This is a genomic window from Paenibacillus sp. HWE-109 (genome assembly GCF_022163125.1).
Classification (GTDB): domain Bacteria; phylum Bacillota; class Bacilli; order Paenibacillales; family NBRC-103111; genus Paenibacillus_E.
Genome location: NZ_CP091881.1, coordinates 4,141,099 through 4,163,874, shown reverse-complemented (window position 1 = coordinate 4,163,874; position 22,776 = coordinate 4,141,099). Strand labels below are relative to the sequence as shown.

At 46.7% G+C, this 22,776-nt stretch carries 25 protein-coding genes and 1 riboswitch; of the genes, 22 read left to right on the top strand and 3 right to left on the bottom strand.

The features are described from left to right. Positions 1-6: 6 nt before the first annotated feature. From LOZ80_RS17950 to LOZ80_RS17920, 7 genes are all read left to right on the top strand, one after another. Entirely contained in the window at positions 7-843 is an 837-nt protein-coding gene (locus LOZ80_RS17950) for a TlyA family RNA methyltransferase (RefSeq protein ID WP_238172608.1), read from the top strand. A 141-nt stretch (positions 844-984) separates the two neighbouring features. Continuing rightward, on the top strand, positions 985-1,434 hold the full coding sequence (gene ahrC, locus LOZ80_RS17945; RefSeq protein WP_238172607.1) for a transcriptional regulator AhrC/ArgR: 450 nt from the start codon (positions 985-987) through the stop codon (positions 1,432-1,434). Between the two features lie 15 nt (positions 1,435-1,449). Next, positions 1,450-3,180, top strand: a complete 1,731-nt coding sequence (gene recN / locus LOZ80_RS17940; protein WP_238172606.1) for a DNA repair protein RecN — start codon at positions 1,450-1,452, stop codon at positions 3,178-3,180. A gap of 118 nt (positions 3,181-3,298) precedes the next feature. Beyond that, complete coding sequence (spoIVB, locus tag LOZ80_RS17935) at positions 3,299-4,639, top strand: SpoIVB peptidase (RefSeq protein WP_238173026.1); 1,341 nt, start codon at positions 3,299-3,301, stop codon at positions 4,637-4,639. 233 nt (positions 4,640-4,872) lie between these two features. Further along, positions 4,873-5,667: a sporulation transcription factor Spo0A gene (gene spo0A / locus LOZ80_RS17930; protein ID WP_189016808.1), complete on the top strand. Its 795-nt coding sequence runs from the start codon at positions 4,873-4,875 to the stop codon at positions 5,665-5,667. 501 nt (positions 5,668-6,168) lie between these two features. Next, entirely contained in the window at positions 6,169-6,624 is a 456-nt protein-coding gene (locus tag LOZ80_RS17925; protein WP_238172605.1) for a DinB family protein, read from the top strand. 331 nt (positions 6,625-6,955) lie between these two features. Next, complete coding sequence (locus LOZ80_RS17920) at positions 6,956-7,465, top strand: DUF402 domain-containing protein (protein ID WP_238172604.1); 510 nt, start codon at positions 6,956-6,958, stop codon at positions 7,463-7,465. Between the two features lie 81 nt (positions 7,466-7,546). On the opposite strand, the gene LOZ80_RS17915 is transcribed toward LOZ80_RS17920, so the two are convergent. Further along, positions 7,547-7,660, bottom strand: coding sequence for a YjcZ family sporulation protein (locus tag LOZ80_RS17915; RefSeq protein ID WP_238172603.1), 114 nt, complete (start codon positions 7,658-7,660; stop codon positions 7,547-7,549). A gap of 341 nt (positions 7,661-8,001) precedes the next feature. Here LOZ80_RS17915 and LOZ80_RS17910 point away from each other — a divergent pair, with 341 nt between their 5' ends. Then, on the top strand, positions 8,002-8,208 hold the full coding sequence (locus LOZ80_RS17910) for an XRE family transcriptional regulator (protein ID WP_238172602.1): 207 nt from the start codon (positions 8,002-8,004) through the stop codon (positions 8,206-8,208). A 122-nt stretch (positions 8,209-8,330) separates the two neighbouring features. Here LOZ80_RS17910 and LOZ80_RS17905 read toward each other — a convergent pair whose 3' ends face one another. Then, on the bottom strand, positions 8,331-8,423 hold the full coding sequence (locus tag LOZ80_RS17905; RefSeq protein ID WP_145655433.1) for a YjcZ family sporulation protein: 93 nt from the start codon (positions 8,421-8,423) through the stop codon (positions 8,331-8,333). Positions 8,424-8,784: 361 nt separating this feature from the next. Here LOZ80_RS17905 and LOZ80_RS17900 point away from each other — a divergent pair, with 361 nt between their 5' ends. The 3 genes from LOZ80_RS17900 to LOZ80_RS17890 all read left to right on the top strand — a co-directional run bounded on the left by LOZ80_RS17900 (position 8,785) and on the right by LOZ80_RS17890 (position 10,721). Next, positions 8,785-9,741, top strand: a complete 957-nt coding sequence (locus LOZ80_RS17900; protein WP_443147070.1) for an MBL fold metallo-hydrolase — start codon at positions 8,785-8,787, stop codon at positions 9,739-9,741. A gap of 7 nt (positions 9,742-9,748) precedes the next feature. After that, on the top strand, positions 9,749-10,216 hold the full coding sequence (locus tag LOZ80_RS17895) for an SRPBCC family protein (RefSeq protein WP_238172601.1): 468 nt from the start codon (positions 9,749-9,751) through the stop codon (positions 10,214-10,216). Between the two features lie 79 nt (positions 10,217-10,295). Then, positions 10,296-10,721, top strand: coding sequence for a hypothetical protein (locus LOZ80_RS17890; protein ID WP_238172600.1), 426 nt, complete (start codon positions 10,296-10,298; stop codon positions 10,719-10,721). A gap of 50 nt (positions 10,722-10,771) precedes the next feature. Here LOZ80_RS17890 and LOZ80_RS17885 read toward each other — a convergent pair whose 3' ends face one another. Next, positions 10,772-11,347, bottom strand: coding sequence for a guanylate kinase (locus LOZ80_RS17885; RefSeq protein ID WP_238172599.1), 576 nt, complete (start codon positions 11,345-11,347; stop codon positions 10,772-10,774). Positions 11,348-11,515: 168 nt separating this feature from the next. On the opposite strand from LOZ80_RS17885, the gene LOZ80_RS17880 reads away from it, so the two are divergent. From LOZ80_RS17880 to LOZ80_RS17830, 11 genes are all read left to right on the top strand, one after another. Beyond that, positions 11,516-11,746 carry a hypothetical protein gene (locus LOZ80_RS17880; RefSeq protein ID WP_238172598.1) on the top strand — a complete coding sequence of 77 codons (231 nt, stop codon included), beginning with the start codon at positions 11,516-11,518 and terminating at the stop codon, positions 11,744-11,746. Between the two features lie 48 nt (positions 11,747-11,794). Beyond that, positions 11,795-12,001: riboswitch (cobalamin riboswitch) on the top strand. Positions 12,002-12,140: 139 nt separating this feature from the next. After that, entirely contained in the window at positions 12,141-13,841 is a 1,701-nt protein-coding gene (cobJ, locus tag LOZ80_RS17875; RefSeq protein WP_238172597.1) for a precorrin-3B C(17)-methyltransferase, read from the top strand. A gap of 19 nt (positions 13,842-13,860) precedes the next feature. Continuing rightward, positions 13,861-14,847: a sirohydrochlorin chelatase gene (locus LOZ80_RS17870; protein WP_238172596.1), complete on the top strand. Its 987-nt coding sequence runs from the start codon at positions 13,861-13,863 to the stop codon at positions 14,845-14,847. Continuing rightward, positions 14,847-15,629: a precorrin-6A reductase gene (gene cobK / locus LOZ80_RS17865; RefSeq protein WP_238173024.1), complete on the top strand. Its 783-nt coding sequence runs from the start codon at positions 14,847-14,849 to the stop codon at positions 15,627-15,629. The genes LOZ80_RS17870 and cobK overlap by 1 nt, the downstream gene beginning before the upstream one ends. A 5-nt stretch (positions 15,630-15,634) precedes the next feature. Continuing rightward, positions 15,635-16,285: a precorrin-8X methylmutase gene (locus LOZ80_RS17860; RefSeq protein ID WP_238172595.1), complete on the top strand. Its 651-nt coding sequence runs from the start codon at positions 15,635-15,637 to the stop codon at positions 16,283-16,285. A 5-nt stretch (positions 16,286-16,290) separates the two neighbouring features. Then, positions 16,291-17,421 carry a cobalt-precorrin-5B (C(1))-methyltransferase gene (locus tag LOZ80_RS17855; protein ID WP_189016859.1) on the top strand — a complete coding sequence of 377 codons (1,131 nt, stop codon included), beginning with the start codon at positions 16,291-16,293 and terminating at the stop codon, positions 17,419-17,421. Further along, positions 17,418-18,653 (top strand): precorrin-6y C5,15-methyltransferase (decarboxylating) subunit CbiE, encoded by a 1,236-nt coding sequence (gene cbiE, locus LOZ80_RS17850; protein WP_238172594.1) that lies wholly within the window; start codon positions 17,418-17,420, stop codon positions 18,651-18,653. The genes LOZ80_RS17855 and cbiE overlap by 4 nt, the downstream gene beginning before the upstream one ends. Next, positions 18,646-19,356: a precorrin-2 C(20)-methyltransferase gene (gene cobI, locus LOZ80_RS17845; RefSeq protein WP_238172593.1), complete on the top strand. Its 711-nt coding sequence runs from the start codon at positions 18,646-18,648 to the stop codon at positions 19,354-19,356. The genes cbiE and cobI overlap by 8 nt, the downstream gene beginning before the upstream one ends. Further along, a complete protein-coding gene (cobM, locus tag LOZ80_RS17840; protein ID WP_238172592.1) occupies positions 19,357-20,133 on the top strand; it encodes a precorrin-4 C(11)-methyltransferase in 777 nt (258 codons plus the stop codon). Continuing rightward, the gene (locus LOZ80_RS17835; RefSeq protein WP_238172591.1) at positions 20,130-21,284 is read left to right on the top strand and encodes a cobalt-precorrin 5A hydrolase; all 1,155 of its coding nucleotides are present in this window, start codon (positions 20,130-20,132) and stop codon (positions 21,282-21,284) included. Before cobM ends, LOZ80_RS17835 begins: the two co-directional genes overlap by 4 nt. Beyond that, positions 21,284-22,681 carry a cobyrinic acid a,c-diamide synthase CobB gene (locus LOZ80_RS17830; RefSeq protein ID WP_238172590.1) on the top strand — a complete coding sequence of 466 codons (1,398 nt, stop codon included), beginning with the start codon at positions 21,284-21,286 and terminating at the stop codon, positions 22,679-22,681. Before LOZ80_RS17835 ends, LOZ80_RS17830 begins: the two co-directional genes overlap by 1 nt. Positions 22,682-22,776: the final 95 nt, after the last annotated feature.

Here is a 22,776-nt window from a genome sequence, read left to right as displayed (position 1 = left end):
AACACAATGTCAGCATCAGATAAAGAACGGGTAGATATATTGCTTCTTGAACAAGGCTATTTCGAAAGCAGAGAAAAAGCAAAGGCCGCCATTATGGCAGGCCTTGTTTTTGCTGATGAAGAACCTGCAGACAAAGCCGGCATGAAGATTAGTCGGAAAGCTGTATTGAGAGTGAAGGGTGCGCTGCATCCTTACGTCAGTAGAGGCGGACTTAAGTTGGAGAAAGCGCTCAAACAATTCAGCATTGATTTGAACGGGGCCGTTATGTTGGATATTGGAGCTTCAACAGGAGGCTTCACCGACTGCGCGCTGCAAAATGGGGCGTCATCCGTGTATGCGGTTGATGTCGGTTATAACCAATTGGACTGGTCGCTGCGCAATGATGAGCGGGTCCACGTGATGGAGAGAACGAATTTCCGTTATACGAAAGTCGAAGATCTGAACGGGCCGCGACCAACGTTTGCAAGTATTGACGTTTCCTTCATTTCATTGCGCATCATTCTGCCGCCGCTCAAGGAGATCTTATTGGATCAAGGGCATGTTGTTGCTTTAATCAAACCTCAATTCGAAGCTGGCCGAGAAAAAGTCGGCAAGTCCGGAGTCGTCCGCGATCCGGCTGTTCATGCGGAAGTTCTTCATACAGTGCTTACGTTTGCAGAAGAGCTTGGATTTCGATTAAAAGGGTTGACGTATTCTCCCATTACTGGCGGCGAAGGGAACATTGAATTCCTGGCTTATTGGTCAAGTGATTCCCAAGGTGAAGCTTCTTATGTTGACGCCGCGTCTTTGAAAGGGTTTATTGCCGAGATGGTCAAAGAAGCCCAGAAATTGCATGGCAAATAAACTCATCTTTGCGAACGCCTTTCGCGGCCCAGAGATGGGTTTTTTCACTTCATAAAAAGGTTTTCCGAGTAAATCCGCGAATTATGAGATTAGGTCGTCGAACAAAAATCAGAAAATTACTTTTCACATAGAGGTGTAAGTATGAAAGGTCAAAGGCATGTAAAAATCAGAGAAATCATAACGAACAATGAGATCGAAACACAGGATGAATTGGTGGAATCTCTGCGAGCTGCCGGTTTCCATGTCACGCAAGCAACCGTATCCCGCGATATCAAAGAGCTGCACTTGATCAAGATTCCTTTGGATGATGGGCGTTATAAATACTCCATGCCTGCAGATCAACGCTTCAATCCGATGCAAAGGCTGCGAAGAGCGTTAAGCGATCATTTTGTCAGCATTGATTCTACCGACAATCTGGTTGTAATGAAATGTTTGCCGGGGACTGCGAATACGATCTGTGCACTTATTGATAATTTGGAGTGGAATGGTGTCATGGGAACGATCTGTGGCGATGATACCATTCTCGTTATTTGCCGCGGCAAGGAGAACAGTGGTACGTTTGTTAATGAAGTAATGTCCTTACTATCTTAATGCCAGGAGGCGCAGATGCTTACAGAACTTTCGATACGTAATTTGGCCGTAATTGAACATGTACATATTCGTTTCAAAGCAGGTTTTCATGTCCTGACAGGGGAAACCGGAGCCGGTAAGTCCATCATCATTGATGCGCTTACACTTATTGTAGGGGGCAGAGGGTCGTCAGACCTGGTCCGGTATGGCGCTGACAAAGCGGAGATTGAAGCGATGTTTGAATTGCCGCCATCACATCCGGTTTGGCATACGCTTACAGAAATCGGCATCCAGGCGGATTCCAGCGAACATTTGCTTATACGGCGTGAGATTACGGCTACTGGTAAAAGTTCAAGCCGGATTAACGGCCAACTTGTTAATTTGACGATGCTGCGCAAAACGGGTGAATGGCTGGTTAATATTCATGGGCAGCATGAACATCAATCTTTATTAAATGTCGAAGAGCATTTGCACTCTCTTGATTTATTCGGAGATTCGGAGATTCAGGCGGCCAAAAAAATCTATCAAGCAGCTTATGACGAATATATGAAACTTCAAAAGGATCTGCGCGATATTCAAGAAACGAGCAAACAAGCACTGCAAATGCTAGATCTTTATCGTTTCCAGATCGATGAGATTTCAGCAGCGAAGTTGAAAATTGGTGAGGATGAAACACTCGCGGAAGAGAAACGCAAGCTCGCCAATGCGGAGAAATTGTATCAGAGCAGTTCGGAGGCGTATGACTTTCTCTACGCGACCAATCGCGGATTAGATGCTGCCGGCAAAGCCGTTTCTCGTATTCAAGATATTGTTCAGCTTGATCCTGCGAATTTGGCTCCACTCTTAGAGCAAGCACAATCCGCCTACTATCAACTGGAAGACGCGGCTTATCAACTGCGAGATTACCGCGATGGCATTGAATTCAATTCTTCCCGATTGGATTTTATTGAACAAAGATTGGATACAATCACGTCTCTTCGCCGAAAATATGGAGAGAATATTAAAGAGATCCTCACCTATTTGGAAAAAATCAAAACCGAAGTCGACACCATTGAAAATAAAGACGAGCATATCCGAAAAATAGAAGAAAAACTGATCGTCTTGGAAAAACAGCTTAGCGTGGCTGCGTTGGATCTGTCCAATCTGCGCAAAGGGATCGCTCAACAGTTGGGTGTTCAGATCGAACATGAGCTGCGTGATCTGCAAATGGAGCGGACCCAATTCCGTGTCCAGGTTGAGCAGGCGGTCGATGAACGAGGCGGTATCGAAGTTGAGGGCAAGAAAGTTCGCTATTCGCGTCACGGTATTGATCAAATTGAATTCCTGATGGCTCCGAACCCAGGTGAGCCCTTGCGTGGCTTGAGCAAGATTGCTTCTGGCGGGGAGCTTTCACGGATCATGCTCGCGATGAAGACTATTTTTGCAAGGATTGATCAAATTCCTGTTCTTGTTTTTGATGAAGTGGATACTGGCGTCAGCGGTCGCGCGGCGCAAGCTATCGCTGAGAAAATGTCAGTGCTGTCGACAACGTGCCAAGTATTCTCAATTACTCATTTGCCTCAAGTTGCCAGCTTCGCCGATGTTCATTTCTATATTCGTAAAGAAGTGGATCAAGAGAGAACGTTCACGCGTGTTCAAGACATGCCGGATGCGGGGCGCATTGAGGAATTAGCCCGCATGCTTGGGGGCGTGGAAGTGACGGAAACGACGCTGCATCACGCAGGGGAAATGCTTGCCATGGCAAGAAATAAGAAATCAAGGGTATAAAAGTATAGATAGTCATCATTTTCAGTTATAAAACAGGGGGACTGGGGTTAACTTATAGGTACGCATTTGACGACGATGTTCGTCAGGGCCCTAGGATGTGTGAAGGAGCGTGAAGATATTGCAATCCAGCAAAAGAAAAAGATTGTTCGGACTCCTGCTCGTCTTCTTCGTTTGTATGGTAAGTTTGTCTCCGCCTTTTCAAAGCTTTGCCTCCTTTCCTCAAGAACTTCGCTTATTCAGTGGCCAAGGGAAGCAGTTACAATTAACGATGCCGGTGAGCGCCCAAGTGACGGTCAAAGATACCGACATTGTAAAAGTAAATGGCAATGCCCAGCACTCATTTCAAGTTAATCTGAACGAACCCATCTCTTTGCAATCCGACCATTCTGGGCAGACCGAAATGAAGCTCAAATTGTTCGGAGCCATCCCCATCAAGACGGTTAAAGTGAACGTTGTGCCAGATTTGAAAGTGATTCCTGGCGGCCAAACCATCGGCGTAAAAATTAAGTCTGCCGGTATTTTGGTTGTAGGCCATCACTTGGTAACCGTTGCCCAAGACCAAAAAGTTTCGCCAGGGGAAGAAGCCAAGATTCAAGTTGGCGATCTCATTACGAAGATTAACGGCAAGGATTCCAGGGATGTAAGCAAGATTGCCGATCTGGTTGCCAAATCGGGAGAGAGCAAATCGCCGCTTGATCTGAAAATTCTTCGCAACAATGAAGAAATTTCTGTGAAGCTGCAGCCTGTTTACGACATTGTGGACAAGTCTTATCGCTTAGGATTGTATATTCGAGATTCCGCAGCTGGTGTTGGTACCTTAACCTTCTATGCACCTGATCAAGGCGTCTACGGCGCTCTGGGGCACGTTATTACCGACATGGACACCCAAACACCTATTATTGTAGGTGATGGCGACATCGTATACTCGAACGTTACATCCATCTCCAAGAGCCACAATGGAGATCCGGGAGAGAAACATGCTACGCTGTATAAAGACAGTAAAGTAATCGGCAATATTGAGAGAAATACCGCCTTCGGTATTTTTGGCAAAATGTATGCAGCACCTGACCACAGCTTGGATAAAGAAGCCATTCAAGTTGCTTTTGCCGAAGAAGTGAAGGAAGGTCCAGCACAGATCTACACCGTTGTAGAAGGTCAAAAGGTTGAGAAGTTTGACATTCAAGTTGTTCATGTGTCCAAACAAGATTTTCCGGGAACGAAGGGTATGGTTATCAAAATTACAGATCCTCGCTTGCTGGATAAAACAGGCGGTATCGTACAAGGCATGAGCGGCAGTCCGATTATTCAAAATGGCAAACTAATCGGTGCTGTGACCCATGTATTCGTAAACGATCCAACAAGCGGCTACGGCTGTTTCATTGAATGGATGCTGCAGGACTCAGGAATTATCCTCAGACCTTCATCAGCTAGTCCCGATAAAGAATCAAAGGCGAGTTAGTGGCCTTTGATTCTTTATTCTATTTTAACCTCATTCTACATCTGTATATGCATTTTGAAGTGTTAATGTCGAAAAATGTAATTTGAAGAAGATAAATATACTATTATATAAGAAAGTGAAATAAAAGAAAAGAAAAATAATATTCGACAGAAGGAATTTAAGTTGGGGTGTCGAATACCTTTACACAAGAGAGAATTAACTAACTGTTTAATAGCCTAAAGGAGGATTTAAAGTTGCAAAAAATTCAAGTATTACTAGCTGATGATAATCGTGAGTTTACCCATTTGTTGTCTGAGTTCATTGGTGAACAAGAAGACATGGAAATTGTAGGTGTAGCGTACAACGGCAATGAAGTTCTCCGCTTTCTTGAACAACAACGAGAGCTGCCGGATGTGCTCATTTTAGATATTATCATGCCGCATTTGGATGGTCTGGGCGTACTTGAAAAGATGCGTGAAATGAATCTTCCGTCCCAACCGAAAATCATCATGCTTACTGCATTTGGCCAAGAAAACATTACTCAAAAAGCTGTGCAGCTTGGAGCTTCTTATTACATACTTAAGCCGTTTGATATGGAAACGTTAACTAACCGGATTCGGCAGCTTGTAGGCAACAATCAAGCAACAGCTACAACATCAACTTCACGAGCCAATGTTGTACATATGCCAAAAGGCAAAAACTTGGATGCCAACATCACGAGCATCATACATGAAATTGGCGTTCCTGCACATATTAAAGGATATCAATATCTGCGCGAAGCGATTACGATGGTCTACAACAATATCGAAATCCTCGGTGCGATTACGAAAACCTTGTACCCGGCAATTGCCGAGAAGTACAAAACAACGCCTAGCCGCGTAGAGCGCGCGATCCGTCACGCGATTGAAGTCGCTTGGACGCGCGGCAACATCGACAGCATCTCCTTTATTTTCGGCTACACAATTAATATCTCGAAATCGAAACCGACGAACTCGGAATTCATCGCGATGGTGGCTGATAAGCTTCGTATTGAGCATAAGGTCTCTTGAGAGCGTTAGGAGTATTGAATAGGGAGTGAATTGAGGAAGAATAAAAAAGAATCGCCTGATGATAGGTGATTCTTTTTTTTGCGCTCCTACACTAAACAAATAAGCACATTCAGCTAACTTATTCTCAGCGTATCGAACTACGCCATCATAATGGATCGACCAAAGCACTAACGAACTCAATACCCTTTATTTAGCCAAAATGAGGTATTTGGAAAATCTAATGAATTCCCATCACGTTATCTCGAGCAAACGGTCACCATTCCGCTTACCTGTTGCTCGATAACGCCAATTGAGTTCATTAGATCGCCAAACTAGCCAATTTCTCGTCTATAAGCATCATACAGTTCATTAGAGTGGTAGGTTGATTGCACGGGGATCGGGCAGGACAATTTAACCAAATATCGAATAGATAGTCTTTGAATACTTCGAAAATACTGGAATGGACTTCAGGGTTGTTAATTGCGTTCAAGTAAATGATGAGATGAAGAGGGGGAAACCGAAATGAAGACGATCAAATGCATGATGGACCACCTGTACTGGGCGGACGGACGCATCTTGGATGCGCTAGAGAAGAGCGAGAAGAAGAACAAGGACCTTCTGAAGCTGGTTCGGCACGTCGCGGTGGCGGAACGAGTCTGGCTGTCCCGATTGCAGGGCAAGGGCAGCACGCAATATTCGTTGTGGGAGGAAGCGGAAGACCTGGTGGCGATCCGGACGATGTTCGACGATAACGCCGTGCAATATCGCGTCTATATCGAAGGGCTCGAGGAATCCGAGTTGGACGAGATGATCGACTATGCGAACCAGAGCGGAGTTCCGTTCCAAACGTCCATCCGGGACATCCTGTTGCAGGTTCTCTTACATGGGCAATATCACCGTGGACAGATCAACCGGGCACTTCGGATCGAATCGGCAGAGCCTGCCCAAGTCGATTACATCACGTTCGCAAGGCTCTAACAGGGTCTTATAATCACTGTTACTCGAAATGGGATTGGCATAGAAAAGCCAGCAAACCCTTGTGTTTACTGGCTTCTTGCACTTCGAATTTATTTGTCACCCAACATCTTCGGCGCTTTGCGCAAAGCTTACCGTGACTTGCTCTTCCTACGGTGAAAGACCAGCCAAGCGATAGCAATCGTGCCGAGGACGAGCGGAATGCCGAGGGCAAGCGTGTAACCTAAGTGAAAGAGACTCATTTTCAAAATTACCTCCTCATAAAAACACCTAATCTTAGCATGAAAAAAAGAGGAAGATATTATGTATGAATGTCTAGAAAGGTCTGGAAAACATGAGTAATCAAATCACAATTAAAGCGCTCAAATACGGGAATCACAAGCACTATGAGTGGACCTCAACTGTCTTGGAAAGAACGGACACCTACATCATTGTTTTAAGTGAATACGGGAGAAAACTGCATCACCACACGAAGCAAAAGGTATTTACGGTTAATAATTGGAGCATTGAGTTTTTTTCATTTGACTCCTGGTTTACGGTGAGTGCCGATATTATGGATGGGCTTATCCATCAGTTCTATTGCAATATTAATGAGCCGGCAAAAAGCAGTCCACATGAGGTTACCTTTGTTGATTTGGATCTGGACTATGTTCGGCGGCAGGGGGAATGGCTGGTTGTGGACGAAGACGAATTCTTGGTGAATGCAGTGAAGTTTGCATATCCAGATTCGTTAATTCAGCAAGCAAGAAATGAACTGGAGCACCTAAGGCAGCGCATTCAAGACAATAAATTTCCTTTTGACGGGACGATCGAACGCTTCATTTCTTGCATTCCTGAGCAATAAGAAGGATTACTCATTTACATAGTAAACATTCAAAAGCTACCTGTTTTCCAGGTAGCTTTTGTTTATTTGTTAGAAATCAGATTACCAAACAAATGCGCTAGTGATGATAACGAGCAAGATGAAAAGAACCAAAATTGCTGCAGAATTACTGTAGCCTACACCAGTTCCACAACCTACGCCACCTACGTATGACATTTAAATTCACCCTCTCGTAAGGAATTCGTGTGTCTTACAGAATTAATGTATGACAAATGCTCATAGATGTTTGGGCAGGGGGAAGGAATGTGCTGATGTCCCGATTGGACATCCCGCCGGAAATTTAATCTAATATTCAGGTAAGGCGACTGACAAAGGAGTAGAATAAGGTTATTCACAATTTGGACATAATAGATAGGAGTGATGGTTGTGAAAATGTTCAAAAATTTTCTGCAAGGTTTCTTTTTCGCTTTTGTCTCCATTGGTGCGCTTCCTTTTTTACTCGTCAAAAGCTTTCTTGAAAATTATTTCTAAGGGACGGATGGAGGCTGCGCTGCACAATGAAATATGAGCTCGGTCGGTGCTTGCTGAATGATCGGCTTCATGAGTCCGGCATGACCGTTCAGGAACTTGCGCAGACATTGCAAACAAAGCCAGAGAAGCTGGTTGATTTTATCGACAACAAAAGAATCATGCCGTTGAAATCGGCTATCCAAATTGCGGCAACCTTACGATGTGAGGTTACCCAGTTATATGAACTGATCTAAATCCGGATGGATAGATATAGGCAATAGCAAGAGCACTCTGATCATCAGAGCGCTCTTTTCTTGTTTTTGTATGTGAAAAAGCCGCCTATTAGAATAGGCAGCCCTTTCTGTACAGTTTGGAATTACCAAACAAATGCACTAGTGATGATAACTAATAAGATGAAAAGTACCAAAATAGCTGCTGAAGAATTATAACCGCCAGTTCCACAACTCATCCGAATCAACCTCCAAGTTTGAAATGGTTTGTGTTTCGAGATAGCTTATGACTATTTTGAAGGAATGCTTGGGCGCAGTGATGGATTGTGCTATTGTCCCGATTGCCGAAGAATTTTGGAACCATACGATGAAAATTTACGTTATTACATCTAGTCAATTTATTTTTGTATATCGGCATTGGAAAAATAAAAGACTAATTCACAAAAGATCAGCTTGGAGGCCGCGAAGGTGTTATTGACTTGGATTGTTATTGTTGCAGTAGTTGTGATTTCGGTCATTATTTTTATGAATGTGTACCCGCAGTTTGGGCGAAAACCCTCACAGGTGAAAATTCAGGAGTTAACGGGTTCGCCACAGTATATCAACGGGAAGTTCCAAAATCCTGTGCCTACGATGATGGATACGAGCCTGAAGACATCATTAAGCATTTTGCGTGATTTTTCGAAAAGCAGTCCGAATCGGCGCCCTGCGAGTCCGCCTGGTATGGATGTGCCTTCTTTCGAGATAGATAGGGAAACGAAGGTCACATGGTTTGGGCACTCGGCGTCGCTTCTAACCATTGACGGGAAAACACTGCTCTTGGACCCGATGTTCGGGCGGGCTCCTTCGCCTTTCCCTTGGTTCGGCAAAGGCAGATATAGCGGCGGATTGCCTTTTGAAATTGCTGAATTACCGGAGATTGATGCTGTTCTGCTATCCCATGATCATTATGATCATTTGGATTATGGATCGATTATGAAATTAAAGCATAAGGTGAAACATTTTCTGGTACCACTGGGTGTTGGCGGCCATTTGATTCGTTGGGGCATCAAAGCTGAATCAATTGCCGAGTATGACTGGTGGGATGAGTTGACTTTCGAAGGTCTTAAGCTGGCTTGTACACCGGCAACCCACTTCTCGGGTAGAAGCTTAACTGACCGCGGCGCTACGTTGTGGTGTTCGTGGGTAATTCAAGGCCAGAAGTCGAAAGTATTCTTCAGTGGCGACAGTGGGTATGCACCACATTTTAAAGAGATAGGTAACAAATATGGTCCGTTCGATCTGACATTAATGGAATGCGGTCAATATGATAAACGCTGGTCGGATATTCATATGATGCCGGAAGAAACCGTTCAAGCGCATCTGGATGTAAAAGGGAAGCTGCTGATTCCGATACATTGGGGAGCCTTCACGCTGGCGGTTCACGATTGGAACGATTCGGTGTCTCGAGCCGTCAGAGCAGCGTATGAGAGCGATGTTGCGATTGCAACTCCCAGAATAGGTCAAACCATACACATACAAGCGGCAGAGTATCCGCAGGCGCCGTGGTGGAGATAAGGATTCTATGCCGTTAATTAAGCAAGAATTACTGATCCATGCGCCGATTGATGTGGTCTTTGATTTAACGCGGAGCATCGATATCCATGAGGCGTCGACCTCCCAAACGAAGGAGAAAGCGATAGCAGGCAGGACGCGTGGTTTCATTGAACTCGGCGAGACAGTCACCTGGGAAGCCGTTCATTTAGGCGTCAAACAGCAGTTGACGGTTCAAATAACGGAAATGGAGAAACCAACATATTTTGTCGATGAAATGGTGCGGGGAGCGTTCCAAAGGTTCCGGCATTCCCACCACTTTTATGCGGAGGAGCAAGGAACACGTATCGTCGATACGTTCGATTATACCTCACCTTATGGCGTATTGGGGAAGCTGGCTGATTGGTTGTTCCTGGAGCGATATATGGCTAATTTCCTGAGCAAGCGCAACCAGTTTATCAAGGGCCAAGCGGAGGATTTAGCGAAGGTAACTCGTTGAGAACTGGATACTCAGACAGTCACATGGTATTATGGATTAGGTTGGGAGTTCGAAATGAATCAGGAGCGAAGAAAAATCTATGGCTGAACAAAAAAGTGAAAGAAAATTTCATTTCATGGGTGTACTGCTTGGAGTAGCCGTTGATAATCTAGGAACTTATATATCGACTGCATTATTTGGTAGTATATATTTTGCAGGACGCCCTGTGAATGAAGAAGCGATAAAAGCAATCTATTCGAATATTGGATTATTGCTTATCTTAATGATCATGGGTCTGTTTTGGTCATTTTTCGGAGGGTTCATCGCGGCAAAGGTAGCAAAACGAGCCGAATATTTCAATGCAGCTATTATCGGTGTTATCGGGGCTGCAATTGGTTTTGATTCGATGCTGACGGATCATGGGGTTCCCTTGTGGTTCGAATTGATTGGCTTTGTTGTCATTATTCCAATTTCGTTGTTAGGCGGCTATGTAGCCTTGAAAAGAAAAAAGGCACCATTAAAGTAAAAAAAGAGACTCGGAATTGATTCCGGGTCTCTTGTCTTTAAATCGCTGAGTCAGCTTGTTGTCGTAGGCATATGGGCGAGCATCGTTGCTTTCACTTTGTTGATTGTTTCTTGCAGATCCATGTTTTCAAATACATGCTCGCAGTCTTTGCGATAGGAGACTTCCTCTATGTAATGATTCATATAGTGATCGATGACGTCTGTCGAGGTATTGTGGGCGAGCAGGCGTTCCATGATGGTTTGTTTGTTCACATAGATGAATAAGCGCACCGCACGTTCTCCATAAATGTACTTGAAGCGGTTGGCGGCGTAACGATTAACAATGACATAAATCATTCCGTTTTTGCGCAGGGATTCATCGATGTCGGCTTTCTTAATACCGTAGAAATTTCCGTCAATTTCGGCGGTTTGAAAGAACTCACCAGCAATATCACTTTCAATAAAAGCGTTCCGCGTAGTGAAGTTGTAGTCCTTGCCGTTGATTTCCTTCGGTCTTGGTGTGCGGGTCGTATACGAAACAACGGACGAGAAGCCAAGTTCTTGGGCAATGCGGTGGGCAATGGTTTTGCGACCCGAACCGCTTGTACCGGTAAACACAAACACCAACCCATTGTCATGACTACTCATATCAATTCCTCCTTCATGATTGAAATGAAAGCGATATCTTGATAGTTTTATTATAGTATGAAAATTCAGAAAATTAAAGAAATACTTTTGAAAAAGAAGAGAATGTTTAGCAGTGATGTATCGTATACTAAATAGGAATAGATTGTTTCATAGAAAGGAAATTAAAGAATGCCCAAATATGCGAATGCAAGTGCGGAAGCTACGGCTTTTTTGAGTGAGCGAACAGGCAGCAGCCAGTTAGAGTGTTTCACTTATATTGATCCGGAACAAGCGGAAAACAGCTTTTTTATTGTAAAAACAAGCAATAAAGTTATTCATGTCTCTTTCGCAGAAATTAACTTTGATCCTACAAATTATCGGAGTTTACTAGAGGGTTTGTATCGTTCAATCTATGAATAAGTAAAGTACGTGACAAAGCCTATCAATAGATGATAGGATGATTCTAATTGCATATCAATGGATTTAGGTGCTGTATGTCTCCATTTGCATATAGTTTAAAAGGGAAGACCGGTGAAAAACCGGCACGGACCCGCCACTGTAATAATCAAGCCGTGCAATAACGGCAGCTCCTTGCAGCAAGTCACTGGGCATATACCTGGGAAGACGCAAGCAGTTGATTAAAGTCAGGAAACCTGCCTAAATCAACAACACAATAACCTACGAGGACTTAGGCCGTGTTAGAGAGCGGTTACTCCTGTTTCATTGACTTGTAGTAATTTACCAAGCATTTCTAACATGTCTCATGTTGGAAATGCTTTTTTTTAGCTTAATTAGGGAGAAAGGGTGATCCGAAATGGCAGGAAAATTGCTCATTATTGGCTTTGGCCCAGGGAGCTTTGAACATATTACCAAACGCGCAAGGGAAGCCATTCAAGAGAGTGAAATCATCATTGGTTATAACACCTATGTTGATTTGATTGCCGGCTTATTGTCGGAGCAGCAGGTTGTCCGGACGGGGATGACGGAAGAAGTCAGTCGTGCTCAGGAAGCTGTCAGACAAGCTAAACTAGGCAAGAAAGTAGCTGTCATCTCGAGTGGAGACGCCGGCGTATACGGGATGGCCGGGCTAGTGTATGAAGTGCTAATGGAGCAAGGGTGGAAACGTGAAGGCGGCGTAGAGGTTGAAGTCATACCGGGGATTTCGGCAGTACACTCTTCCGGTTCCCTGCTGGGAGCTCCTATTATGCATGATTCTTGTACAATTAGTTTAAGTGATCATCTGACACCATGGGAGTTAATTGCGAAGCGGGTAGAAGCCGCGGGAATGGCCGATTTCGTGATCGCGCTGTATAACCCTCGGAGTGGCAGGAGAACCAGGCAAATTGTGGAGACCCAGCGAATTTTGTTGAAATACCGTTCCCCGCTTACACCGGTTGGCATTGTGAAAAGCGCGTATCGCGATCGCCAGCATACGGTTGTGACAACTCTCGAAGACATGCTGAATCATGATATCGGCATGCTGACCACGATTATTATCGGGAATTCTGCGACCAAGTTATATGAAGGTCTCATGATTACACCCCGCGGTTATCAGCGGAAATATACCTTAAGCGCAGAAACGCAGCCTCTGAAACCTCATCAAAGATTGAAGTCGGAAGCAGAGCCGTGGGCATTGGAGCAATTGGAAGATGAAGCGGATTTCGATGAGTCCTTCGAAGCTTATGATGAAGAAGGCGAGCTTATTGAAGAAGATGAGTCTGTAGACAATGCTGAGCCAGCGCTGCTCAAGTCATCACCACAAGCGCAATCCAGCAATTCCTTGCAATTGGCGATGGAAGCATTGCAGTTGGTCTCACAAGGGAAGGATAGTCCGGCTTTGGCGTTCGACTCTAAGTTGATTGCGACACAAGCGATTTTTGAGTTTGCTGTCAGTCCTGGCATCGCGAATAAAAAAATGTCAGCTGCGCAGTTGTGCGCTCTTGGAGAGATTGTGGGAGACCGTGGGGATATTGAATATTCCCCGCATCATCAGTTGATCGTTCGCGTGCAAACCGATGATCCGAATCGAATTACTTCAGAGCTTAGCGCGCTTGGCTTGCTGTTGTCGCCCATCGGTGATGTTGCGCAAATAAAAGCATGTGATTTTTGCAATTTGGAGAAAGGCGACTCCATCCCGTATGCGGAAGCCATTCATAACCGAATCGGCAATTTGGAAGTACCCAAAGAATTGAAGATCGGTTTCAACGGCTGTGGGATGGCGTGTTATGGTGCTGTTCAGCAAGATATCGGCATTGTTTATCGCAAGGAGAAGTTCGATTTATTTCTTGGAGGTAAAACCGTCGGCAGGAATGCCCATGCTGCTCAGCCCGTAGCTGAAGGCATTGAGCCAAATGAACTGGTGGATTTGGTGACGCGAATTGTCGAGCGGTACAAGAAAGAAGGACATCCGAACGAGCGCTTTCATAAATTTTTCAAACGTGTCAAAGAGATTGAGGGATATCGCCACCAAGAAGCTGTAGGTTTCGTCATTGAAAATGCGCTTTGCGGCGATTAGGAATGGGAGGACATAAGAAATGAATGCAGTTCTATTTGTGGGGCATGGCAGCCGGGAAGAAGGCGGCAATGAAGAGGTTCGTCTGTTCGTTTCGGAAATTGCGAGCAAGATGAAAGAACAAATTGTGGAAACTTGTTTCCTGGAATTTGTACAACCTACTATCATGCAAGGAATTGATCGTTGTATAGAACTGGGTGCCACACACGTTGTTGTCATCCCGATTATTTTGTTTTCAGCCGGGCACGCCAAGATTCACATCCCTGCTGCAATCGATGAGGCCAAGGCGAAATATCCGTTGGCGAAATTTACATATGGCAGACCGATTGGTGTACATGAACAAATTCTCGACATTTTAACCTCCAGACTGGAAAATCTAGGTGTTCGCGCTGAGGATGATTTGGAAGAAACAGCTCTGCTGATTGTAGGACGTGGCAGCTCTGATGCGGATGCGAACAGCGATCTTTTCAAAATTTCCCGTTTATTCTGGGAGAAACTCAAAGTGCAGTGGGTTGAAACAGCATTCATCGGGGTAACAGCTCCGCTTATGGATGCAGGCATTGAACGCTGTCTGCGACTTGGTGCGAAGAAAGTGATTATATTACCTTACTTCTTGTTTACGGGCGTGTTGATTCAACGTATGGAACAAATGGTTCAAGGTTATCGTGTGACATATCCGGAGCAGGAATTTGAATTGGCACCTTACTTTGGATTCCATCCGCTGCTGCAAGACATTCTGATTGGCCGAGCACAAGAAGCGCTCCAAGATGAAGTGAAGATGAATTGCGACATGTGCCAATATCGTTTGGAAGCAATGAAACATATCGACCATCACCATCATCATGATCACGACGACCACCATCATCATGACCATGATCATGACCATCATAATCACGACCACCATGATCATCACCATGACCATGACCACGACCATCACGATCATGACCATGATCACCATGATCACCATGATCATAAACACGACCATGCACACACAGGAGGCACCAAATGATCATTCTCGTGCTTGCAGGTACTAGTGACGCCCGCGAACTGGCTCTGAGAATTCGCGCAGCAGGCTATGAGGTGCTGACGACGGTCGTAACGGAAAGCGCTGCGAAGAGCATGGAAACCGAAGGCTTGCCCGTTCTCACAGGCCGCTTAACCGCAGAAGACATGAACCAGTTGATACGGGATAAAGGGATTCCCCTTGTCGTTGATGCAACGCACCCGTTTGCGGAAGAAGCTTCAAAGAATGCGATGAGCGCTGCCAAACTGGCTGAAGTTCCTTATGTTCGCTTTGAACGTCAGAGCCTCTCGATCGAACAAGGCGCGTTAATTACGACCGTAGACGATTATAAGCAAGCTGCTGAGCTTGCAGCCGATAAACGAGGCAATATCATGCTCACAACCGGCAGCAAAACGTTGAAAATCTTTGCCGATAGATTGGTGGGACTGTCGGACACAAGACTGATTGCGCGTATGCTGCCACGTCAGGATAATATGGAGAAATGCGAAGAACTAGGTATTGAGCAAAAAAATATTATCGCGATGCAAGGGCCATTCTCCAAAGAACTAAACAAAGCTCTGTACGATCACTATAAAGTCACTCTGATGATAACCAAAGAGAGCGGGAAAGTCGGTGCTGTGGATGAGAAGCTTGAAGCAGCGCTGGAAATGGGCATACCAAGTATAGTCATTGGCCGGCCCGAGCTGGAATATGGAACACTATATTCCGAGTTCGAAGGGGTTATTCAATTCATAAATGATAGTATCCAGATCCACAAGGAGGCGTAATCAAGATGGATTTTCATACGGAATTTAAGCCATTAACCGTGCAACCACAGGAAATCGAGGAGAAAAGTTTTGAGATGATTACCGAGGAACTTGGTGAGCACCCTTTTACTGCGGAGCAATATCCAGTCGTTCAGCGGGTCATTCATGCATCTGCGGATTTTGAGCTCGGGCGCAGTCTCGTCTTTCACCCGCGAGCGATCGAAGCAGGAATTGCGGCTATCCGGGCAGGTAAAATCGTTGTTGCCGATGTGCAAATGGTCCAAGTCGGTATAAGCAAACCCCGTATTGAACAATTCGGTGGAGATGTCCGAGTTTACATCTCCGATAAAGATGTGATGGAGGAAGCGAAGCGATTAAATACGACGCGTGCGATTATTTCTATTCGCAAAGCGATCAAAGAAGCAGACGGCGGCATCTATGCGATTGGGAATGCACCGACAGCCTTGCTCGAATTGATTCGACTCGTTAAAGAGGGGATCGCAAAGCCAGGACTTATCGTAGGTGTGCCGGTTGGATTCGTATCCGCAGCCGAGTCCAAGGATGAGTTAGCGAAGCTGGATATTCCATTCATCACGAATATAGGCCGTAAGGGCGGCAGCCCGGTTGCCGTAGCAGCCGTCAACGCGCTGTCGATTATGGCGTCGCGTAAGGAGTAGCGCCGATGCAGGATGTGCCGGACAAGCCGCTGCGTCACGGCTATACGACTGGCTCCTGCGCAACGGCAGGAGCCAAAGCGGCTCTTGTGGCGCTGATTGAGCAAGCGCCGCAAGAGCTCGTGCAAATCCGTATCCCCATTGGGGAGACGGTTGAATTTGCCCTGACCAGCTGCACCTTTACGCAGCAGTGGGGCGAAGCCACCGTCATCAAGGACGGTGGCGATGATCCTGATGCGACGCACGGTGCGGAAATCATCGTGCGCGTGAGCTTCCGTGCCGAGCCAGGCGTCGGCATCGATGGCGGCGTTGGCGTCGGGCGGGTAACCAAGCCCGGCCTGCCGGTCGAGGTCGGTCAAGCGGCCATCAACCCGGTGCCGCGGAAGATGATCCGCGAAACCGTGCAGGGTGTGCTTGACCATTATGAGATCGAGCACGGAGTTGACGTGCTCGTTTCTGTTCCCGCCGGCGAAGAGATCGCCAAGAAGACGCTGAATGGGCGTCTGGGCATTCTCGGCGGGATCTCGATCCTCGGCACCCGCGGAACGGTGGTGCCGTTCTCGACCGCGGCCTACAAGGCTAGCGTCGCACAGGCGATTCGCGTCGCTGTGAAATGCGGCTGCGATCAGCTTGTGCTTTCGACGGGTGGCCGGACCGAGATCTTCGGGATCAATATGTATCCCGAGCTACCGGAGGAAGCCTTCATCGAGATGGGGGACTTCGTCGGGTTTGCTTTGACTCAAGCACAGCGCCAAGGCATCCGCAAAATTACCCTGGTTGGCATGATGGGGAAATTCTCGAAAGTGGCACAGGGCGTAATGATGGTGCATTCCAAGTCGGCTGCGGTTGATTTCGATTTTCTTGCCCAAGTGGCGATTGAATCGGAGGCATCAGATGAGCTGGTGGCCGAAATTAGAGGTGCGAATACGGCCTCACAGGTAGGAGATATGATGGCCGCACAAGGCTATTTGCGATATTTTGAACGGTTATGTGAACGTTGTAATTTGGCCGGACTTGAAGAGGTAGGTCGCGATGGGTTCGATCGCATTGAAACCGTCATTATTTCCATGAAAGCCGAGCTGTTAGGTAAATCGGCCATGGTGAAGCACGGGCAGAATGGAGAGATGGGATACGAATGAGCAAACAAGTGAAATTAATCGGAATCGGCGATAACGGTCAAGGGAGTCTACTTCCTTTGTACAAGAAATGGATTGACGAGAGTGAAGTGCTGGTTGGCGGAGAGCGCATTCTGGCTTTTTTTCCTGACTTTCAAGGGGAGAAAATCGTAATTAAGGGCAGCTTGCCTGAGCTGATTCAAAAACTTCAGAAGGAAGAACGCTCGGTTGTGATTTTGGCATCGGGCGATCCTTTATTTTATGGCATAGGAGGCTACGTCGCCAAAAAGCTGGAAGGGGTTGCGTTTTATCCAGCGCTCAGCTCTATTCAGTTGGCTTTTGCCCGGATGGGAGAAAGCTGGCACGATGCTTATATTACGAGTGTCCATGGCCGCAGTATCAAGGGTCTAGCGCAGCGAATTGACGGCAAAGAGAAGGTCGCGCTGCTGACCGATGAAACGAATTCACCGAGCGCCATTGCGGCTTATTTGCTGTCTTTTGGCATGACCGAATATCGGGCATTCGTAGCCGAGAACTTGGAGGGAGATGACGAACGAGTTGGTTGGTACGATTTGGATCAACTAGTAGGCGCTTCGTTTTCACCGTTGAATGTTATTGTTTTGAAAAGACAAACGGCTGGCCCCGCCTGGCCCCTGGGGATTGAAGATGACCAATTTGCCCAACGGAAACCCGATAAAGGGCTAATTACCAAAAAAGAGGTGCGCGTACTAAGCATCAGCCAATTAGGGCTGCGCTCAGACAGTGTGGTTTGGGATATCGGCACATGTACAGGCTCTGTTGCCATCGAAGCTGCGCGCATTGCCCGTGAAGGTGCCGTATTTGCAATTGAGAAAAATGAAGATGATCTTCGCAATTGTTTGGAAAACAGCGCCAAATTTCGCGTTGATCTAACGGCTGTCCATGGTAGAGCACCTAAGGGACTGGAGGACTTCGCTGATCCAGATGCGATATTTATTGGTGGAAGCGGCGGCGAAATGCAAGAACTGCTGGAGATCTGCGCAGCCAGATTAAAGCCGAACGGTCGGATTGTTCTGAATGCCGCGACGATTGAGACGCTGTATGAAGCAGACAAAACCTTTACAAAGGTTGGGTTTACCACACAGATTTCACTCGTGCAAGTATCGCGCAGCAAGCCGATTTTACATATGAAAAGATTTGATGCATTGAATCCGATTTATATCATCACAGCACAGCGCAAGCAAGATGACGACGAGGGAGGAAGCGGCGATGAGTAATCTTGGAACGCTGTATGGATTAGGGGTAGGCCCTGGGGACCCGGAATTAATTACAGTGAAAGCTTTCAGGCTGCTGAAAGAATGCCCGGTTATCGCCTACCCAAGAAAGAAGCGCGGCGCCAAAAGTTATGCGCTGGCGATTACAGAGCTCTACGTAAACACTGAGCAAAAAGAGATGATGGGACTCACTTTTCCAATGACAAGGGATAAAGAAGCTTTGGAAATACAATGGACGAAGACGGTAGAGAGTGTCTGGGAACATTTGGTGCAAGGGAAGGATGTCGCTTTCGTAACCGAGGGTGATCCGATGATTTATAGCACCTATATTCACTTGATGAGGCTCATGAACGAGCGTCATCCTGAAGTGAAAGCTGTCTCGATTCCCGGCATTTCGTCCATCAACGCTTCGGCTTCCAGGCTCGGTATCCCTTTGGCTGACGGGGATGAGCAGATCGCAATTGTTCCGGCAATGGACGATTATGACAAGATGCGTAAAGCCATTGAAGAACATGACTGCGTTGTATTTATTAAAGTGGCCAAAGTAATCGATTTGATGCTTTCGGTGCTGCGTGACTTAGGGCTTGTGAACAAAGCCTCCGTGCTTACCAAGGTGACTTCTTCGGAAGAGGAAATTTGGCGCAATGTGGAAGAGCTGCAGGGCCGTGAACTGGAATATTTAACCTTAATGGTGGTGAGAAAATAGATGAAACTTTATATTATTGGCGCAGGCCCGGGAGATCCGGATTTGATCACTGTAAAAGGCTTAAAGCTGCTTCAGCAAGCGGATGTCGTGATGTACACGGATTCTCTGGTGAATGAAGAACTGATTGCCAAAGCAAAGCCGGAAGCGGAAGTGTTGAAAAGTTCGGGAATGGATTTGGCCGAAATGGTAGGCATTATCGTTGATCGCTTAAAACAAGGGAAAATGGTCGTGCGCGTCCATACCGGCGATCCGGCCATGTTCGGTGCAACGATGGAACAAATCGCGCTGCTGCGCAAAGAGAATATCGGCTACGAAATTGTTCCTGGGGTAAGCTCTGTTTTCGCTTCAGCGGCAGCTGTTGGTGCAGAACTGACAATTCCAGACCTTACCCAAACGGTTATTTTGACACGGGCAGAAGGGCGCACCCCGGTGCCGGAACTTGAGAAATTAAGAGATCTTGCTGCACATCACTGTACGATCGCTTTATTTTTGAGCGCAACCTTGATTAAAAAAGTGGTCAGCGAGTTTGTAGAAGCAGGTTGGAGTGAAGAGACGCCTGTAGCTGTCGTGCAGCGGGCGACTTGGCCGGATCAACTCATTGTGCGTACAACGGTAGGTCAGTTGGAAGAAGATATGCGCAAGCATGGCATTCGTTCTCATGCGATGATTTTGGCTGGCTGGGCGCTTGATCCTGAGATTCATGGCAAGGAGGAATATCGTTCGAAACTCTATGATAAATCCTTCACCCACCGTTTTCGCAGAGGGGTAAAGCCATGATCAGTTTGCAAGAGGGGGTAATCCCGGAAATTCGGCAAAAGAATGATTTTGCCGTTGTTGCGATTACGAAACATGGTGTAGAAATCGCTCGTAAACTGAATGAGCAGATGAGTGGTACAGATGTTTATTACATGAGTAAATTCGTTAAGGGAGATGAAGAGCAGCGCTCGATACAACTGTTTGAGGGCAGTGTGAGAATGCTGTTTCCGGCTTTGTTTCCCGCTTATCAAGGACTTATCATTATTATTTCGCTAGGTGCGGTAGTGCGTATGATCGCTCCGCTGTTAAAAGATAAAAAGCAAGATCCCGGTGTCGTCGTGATCGATGATAATGGGGACAATGTGATTAGCGTTCTATCCGGCCATTTGGGCGGAGCCAATGAATTGACGCACGAAGTTGCGGCGGCTATCGGGGCTAGAGCCATCATTACGACAGCGTCGGATGTGCAAAAAACGATCCCTGTCGATCTCTTCGGCCGTCGGTTTGGTTGGGTTTGGGATTCTGCGGATAAATTGACGCCGGTGAGCGCGGCGGTCGTGAATGAAGAGAAGATTGCAGTGATTCAGGAATCCGGCGAACCTAATTGGTGGACGCATGAGCGGCCGGTCCCTCCGAACATCGTGCGATTTGCCACGATTGCCGAGGGGCGCGCAAGCGAACCGAATGCGGTCCTGCTGATCACACACCGGATGCTGAAACCGGAAGAGCAAAGTATTCTGTCGAACGGCGTGCTGTACCGGCCTAAGGTTATAGTTCTGGGCATTGGATGCAATCGCGGAACGGCATCTGAAGAAATTGAACAAGTCATTGCGGAAACGCTGGAAGAGTTATCTTTTTCAATCCGCAGTGTGAAGGCCGTTTGTACGATTGATTTAAAGAAGGACGAAGAAGGGCTGCTTGAAGTGACTCGTAAACACGGTTGGGAGTTTAATTACTTTACACCGGAACAGTTGAACACGGTTCATGTAGAAGCGCCTTCAGAGACGGTATTTAAATTCACGGGCGCTTATGCTGTGAGTGAGCCAGCCGTTAAGCTGTATATCGGGCAAGACAAGCTGACGTTGATTAAGAAGAAATCCGGCAACGTCACTATTTCTGTGGGCTTGCTTGAGTTTGAGACATCGGCTGAGCCTGGGCAAGGTGACAAGTGATGGCGCGCCGTCTGGTCATTGCCGGAACAGGCAGCGGTGTTGGGAAAACGACAATAACGATCGGGATTATGGCCGCGCTTCAGAAGCGTGGGCTTGCTGTTCAGGGTTTTAAATGCGGTCCTGATTATATTGATCCCACCTATCATACAGCCGTTACAGGGAGAGCTTCGCGCAATCTGGACTCTTGGATGGTTGGACGCGATGCTGTGAAGGAAATTTTCCAACGCGGCAGCTTGGGCGCGGATATTTCCCTGATCGAAGGTGTAATGGGAATGTTCGATGGCAAAGATCCGCTAACCGATGAAGGAAGTACCGCGGATATCGGGCGTATTCTAGACTCTCCCGTCGTGCTTGTCGTTAATATTGCCAGCATGGCAAGAAGTGTAGCGGCGATTGTAAAAGGATTTCAGCAGTTTGGGCAAGGGGATCGCATCGTAGGCGTGATTGCTAACCGTGCAGGCAGTGAAGGCCATTATAAGATGGTCAAGCAAGCTATTGAGCAGGAATGCGGCATTCCGGTCTTTGGCTATTTGCCCAAAGATGTCGGCATGGAACTGCCGGAACGACATTTAGGTCTAGTACCATCTATTGGGCGCGGCGAGTTGCAGCCTTTTTTTGATCATTTGGCGGAGAAAATGACGGCTCATCTCAATTTGGATTTGTTGTTGGCAGCGGCCGAGGCTAAGCAGATTGAAAGCCAGCCAAGCTTGTTTAAGGCTGAAACTGCGACTACGGCTAAACGGGTGAAAATAGCTATTGCGAAAGATGCTGCTTTTCATTTTTATTATCCGGAAAATATTGAACTTCTGGAAGCAAGCGGAGCTGAATGTCTCTATTTCTCGCCACTGGCAGGAGAAGAAGTGCCTCCAGAAGCTGATGGCCTCTATATCGGCGGAGGGTTTCCAGAGGAGTTTGCAGCGCGTCTAGGGGCTGATGAGCCTGTGAAGCTGTCAGTCCGCAACCGGATCCAGGAGGGAATCCCAACACTGGCAGAGTGCGGCGGTTATATGTATCTAACCGATCGAATTGTAGATACCACAGGAAACGCGTATCCGATGGTGGGCATTGTCCCAGGTACCGTTACCATGCAGAAGAAGCTAGCGGCGCTCGGCTACCGTGAAGTGACGGGCACCGAAGGCAACTTCTTGCTTCCTGCTGGGCAACAAGCGCGCGGCCATGAATTCCATTATTCGACGCTTCAACTGGATGAGCAGGCTGAAGTGCAACCAGCTTTCTGGTCCAAAGGCCGGCTAGGCACCAAAGCGGAGGGCATTGTGCAAAGCAATGTCGTAGCGGGTTACACGCATTTGCATTTCGCATCAAATCCTGACATTGTGCAAGCTTGGATCCAGGCTTGTGTGGATTATCAACTGCGTATGAAGCATATGGAAAGATAACAATTGAATGAAAAAGGATCTAAGCGGCTTGTATCTGCTTAGATCCTTTATTTACATATAGAATTTGGGCGAGCTCAGGGATACACCAGCGCATC

What these genes read in the sequence shown, in the direction of transcription:
- LOZ80_RS17950 (WP_238172608.1), top strand. Translation starts at nt 7, where the DNA reads ATGTCAGCATCAGATAAAGAACGGGTAGATATATTGCTTCTTGAACAA.
- ahrC (WP_238172607.1), top strand. Translation starts at nt 985, where the DNA reads ATGAAAGGTCAAAGGCATGTAAAAATCAGAGAAATCATAACGAACAAT.
- recN (WP_238172606.1), top strand. Translation starts at nt 1,450, where the DNA reads ATGCTTACAGAACTTTCGATACGTAATTTGGCCGTAATTGAACATGTA.
- LOZ80_RS17925 (WP_238172605.1), top strand. Translation starts at nt 6,169, where the DNA reads ATGAAGACGATCAAATGCATGATGGACCACCTGTACTGGGCGGACGGA.
- LOZ80_RS17920 (WP_238172604.1), top strand. Translation starts at nt 6,956, where the DNA reads ATGAGTAATCAAATCACAATTAAAGCGCTCAAATACGGGAATCACAAG.
- LOZ80_RS17915 (WP_238172603.1), bottom strand. Translation starts at nt 7,660, where the DNA reads ATGTCATACGTAGGTGGCGTAGGTTGTGGAACTGGTGTAGGCTACAGT.
- LOZ80_RS17910 (WP_238172602.1), top strand. Translation starts at nt 8,002, where the DNA reads ATGAAATATGAGCTCGGTCGGTGCTTGCTGAATGATCGGCTTCATGAG.
- LOZ80_RS17905 (WP_145655433.1), bottom strand. Translation starts at nt 8,423, where the DNA reads ATGAGTTGTGGAACTGGCGGTTATAATTCTTCAGCAGCTATTTTGGTA.
- LOZ80_RS17895 (WP_238172601.1), top strand. Translation starts at nt 9,749, where the DNA reads ATGCCGTTAATTAAGCAAGAATTACTGATCCATGCGCCGATTGATGTG.
- LOZ80_RS17890 (WP_238172600.1), top strand. Translation starts at nt 10,296, where the DNA reads ATGGCTGAACAAAAAAGTGAAAGAAAATTTCATTTCATGGGTGTACTG.
- LOZ80_RS17885 (WP_238172599.1), bottom strand. Translation starts at nt 11,347, where the DNA reads ATGAGTAGTCATGACAATGGGTTGGTGTTTGTGTTTACCGGTACAAGC.
- LOZ80_RS17880 (WP_238172598.1), top strand. Translation starts at nt 11,516, where the DNA reads ATGCCCAAATATGCGAATGCAAGTGCGGAAGCTACGGCTTTTTTGAGT.
- cobJ (WP_238172597.1), top strand. Translation starts at nt 12,141, where the DNA reads ATGGCAGGAAAATTGCTCATTATTGGCTTTGGCCCAGGGAGCTTTGAA.
- LOZ80_RS17870 (WP_238172596.1), top strand. Translation starts at nt 13,861, where the DNA reads ATGAATGCAGTTCTATTTGTGGGGCATGGCAGCCGGGAAGAAGGCGGC.
- LOZ80_RS17860 (WP_238172595.1), top strand. Translation starts at nt 15,635, where the DNA reads ATGGATTTTCATACGGAATTTAAGCCATTAACCGTGCAACCACAGGAA.
- LOZ80_RS17855 (WP_189016859.1), top strand. Translation starts at nt 16,291, where the DNA reads ATGCAGGATGTGCCGGACAAGCCGCTGCGTCACGGCTATACGACTGGC.
- cbiE (WP_238172594.1), top strand. Translation starts at nt 17,418, where the DNA reads ATGAGCAAACAAGTGAAATTAATCGGAATCGGCGATAACGGTCAAGGG.
- cobI (WP_238172593.1), top strand. Translation starts at nt 18,646, where the DNA reads ATGAGTAATCTTGGAACGCTGTATGGATTAGGGGTAGGCCCTGGGGAC.
- cobM (WP_238172592.1), top strand. Translation starts at nt 19,357, where the DNA reads ATGAAACTTTATATTATTGGCGCAGGCCCGGGAGATCCGGATTTGATC.
- LOZ80_RS17835 (WP_238172591.1), top strand. Translation starts at nt 20,130, where the DNA reads ATGATCAGTTTGCAAGAGGGGGTAATCCCGGAAATTCGGCAAAAGAAT.
- LOZ80_RS17830 (WP_238172590.1), top strand. Translation starts at nt 21,284, where the DNA reads ATGGCGCGCCGTCTGGTCATTGCCGGAACAGGCAGCGGTGTTGGGAAA.